General features: G+C 75.7%; 1 protein-coding gene. It reads left to right on the top strand.

The genetic code is table 11. The annotated features are described in order from the left end of the window. On the top strand, positions 1–2,052 hold a 2,052-nt coding region (locus VGR37_18615; GenBank protein ID HEV2149423.1), incomplete at both ends, for an acyltransferase domain-containing protein.

The raw sequence follows: 2,052 nt of genomic DNA, 5'->3' as shown, positions 1-2,052 counted from the left end.
GACGTGTGCTTCACCGCGGCGACCGGGCGCAGCCACTTCGCGCACCGGCTGGCGCTGGTCGGCTCGGATGCGGAGGAGCTGCGGGCGCGCCTGGCCGAGCACGGCGCCGGGGGCGACCCGGTGGGCCTCTACCGGGGGCACGCGCCGGCGACGAGGCCGAAGGTGGCGTTCCTGTTCACGGGGCAGGGTGCGCAGTACGTCGGCATGGGGCGCGAGCTGTACGAGAGCGAGCCCGTCTTCCGGGATGCACTCGACCGGTGTGACGAGATCCTGCGCGGCGAGCTGGAGCGGCCCCTCCTCTCGGTGCTGTATCCGGCCGAGGGAGAGGATTCCCCGCTGGACCGGACGGCGTACACGCAGCCGGCGCTCTTCGCCCTCGAGTACGCCCTGGTGCAGCTCTGGAAGAGCCGCGGCGTCGAGCCCGCGTTCGTGGCGGGCCACAGCGTGGGTGAATACGTGGCCGCCTGCGTGGCCGGCGTGCTCGGGCTGGAAGACGCACTGCGGCTGATCGCCGCGCGGGGGCGGCTGATGGAGGCGCTGCCGGAGGGCGGGGCCATGGCCGCCCTCTTCACGGAAGAGGCGCGGGTGCGTGCGCTGGTGGAGCCGCGGTCCGGCCGGGTGTCCGTCGCGGCGGTGAACGGGCCCACGGAGACGGTGATCTCCGGAGAGGCGGAGGCGGTGGAGGAGATCGTCTCACTCCTCTCCGCCGAGGGAGTGGAGCACCGGCGGCTGGTGGTCTCGCACGCGTTCCACTCGCCCCTGCTGGAGCCCATGCTGGAGGAGTTCGAGCGCGTCGCCTCCGCGGTCGAGTACCGCGAGCCGACGCTGGGCATCCTCAGCAACGTGACGGGCCGGCTCGCCAAGGGAGAGGAGCTGCGCAGCGCGGACTACTGGAGGCGGCACACGAGGGAGGCGGTGCGCTTCGCGGACACGGTGCAGTCGCTCTGGGAGCTGGGGGTGCGCGTCTTCGTGGAGGTCGGCCCGTCCGCGACGCTGCTGGGGATGGGCCGGCGCATCGCCCCGGAGGGGGAGGGCGCCTGGGCGCCGTCGCTGCGCAAGGGCAGGGGCGAGCGCGAGACGTTCGCCTCGGCGGTCGCCTCGGTGTGGACGGCGGGCGTGGGGGTGGACTGGGAGGCGGTGCTGGGCCGGCGGCGCAGGGTGGAGCTGCCGACCTATCCCTTTCAGCGCAGGCCCTACTGGATGGAGGCGCCCCGCCCGCGCGCCGCCGTGGGCCCGCGTCGCGGTGGCGGACTGCTCGGCGAGCGGATCGAGTCGCCGGGGCTGAACGGCGCGCTCGTCTGGCAGACGGAGCTGAGCACGGACGCGCAGCCGCACCTGGCCGACCACCGCATCTACGGCGCCGTGGTCGTCTCCGGCGCGCAGTACCTGGCGATGGCCGCCGCAGCCGCGGCCGACGTGCTCGGCGGCGACGCCGTGGAGCTGCGCGAGGTGGCCTTCCACCAGCCCATCGTGCTGGAGGAGGGCGAGACGCGGCACGTACAGCTCGTCCTCTCGCCCGCGGAGGGGGACGGGCGGCGGCGCTTCGAGGTGTACGCCCGCGCCGGTGAGGGCGAGTGGACGCTGCACGCCACCGGCTTCGTCGCCCCCGCCGCGCCGGGCGAGCCCGAGCAGGTCGAGGGGGTCGATGCCGTGCGCGCCCGCTGCACCGGGGAGCAGGAGGGCGAGGCCTTCTACCGGGCCGCGGAGGAGCGCGAGGTGCACCTGGGCCCCGGATTCCGCTGGAGCCGCCACTTCTGGCGGCGCGACGGCGAGGCACTCTCCGCGATGGAGCGGCCCGAGGGCGCCGCGCCGTCCCTCGCCGTGCCGCCGGGGCTCCTCGACGCCTGCATGCAGCTCGTGGGCGTCGCCGTCCCGCCGGACCCGGAGGGTCGCGCCGCCGTTCCCACCGCCGTGGGCACGCTGCGGGTGCATCGCCGCCCCGCAGGGCGGCTGTGGTGCCGCGGGACCGCCCGCCGCGAGGGGCGCGACGGGCTCGCGGGCGAGGTGGTGCTCATGGACGGGGAGGGCGTCCCGGTGGCCGAGCTGCTGGGG

It is taken from the genome of Longimicrobiaceae bacterium (genome assembly GCA_035936415.1).
In the GTDB taxonomy this organism is placed as follows: domain Bacteria; phylum Gemmatimonadota; class Gemmatimonadetes; order Longimicrobiales; family Longimicrobiaceae; genus JAFAYN01.
This window is presented reverse-complemented; position numbering and strand designations above follow the sequence as displayed.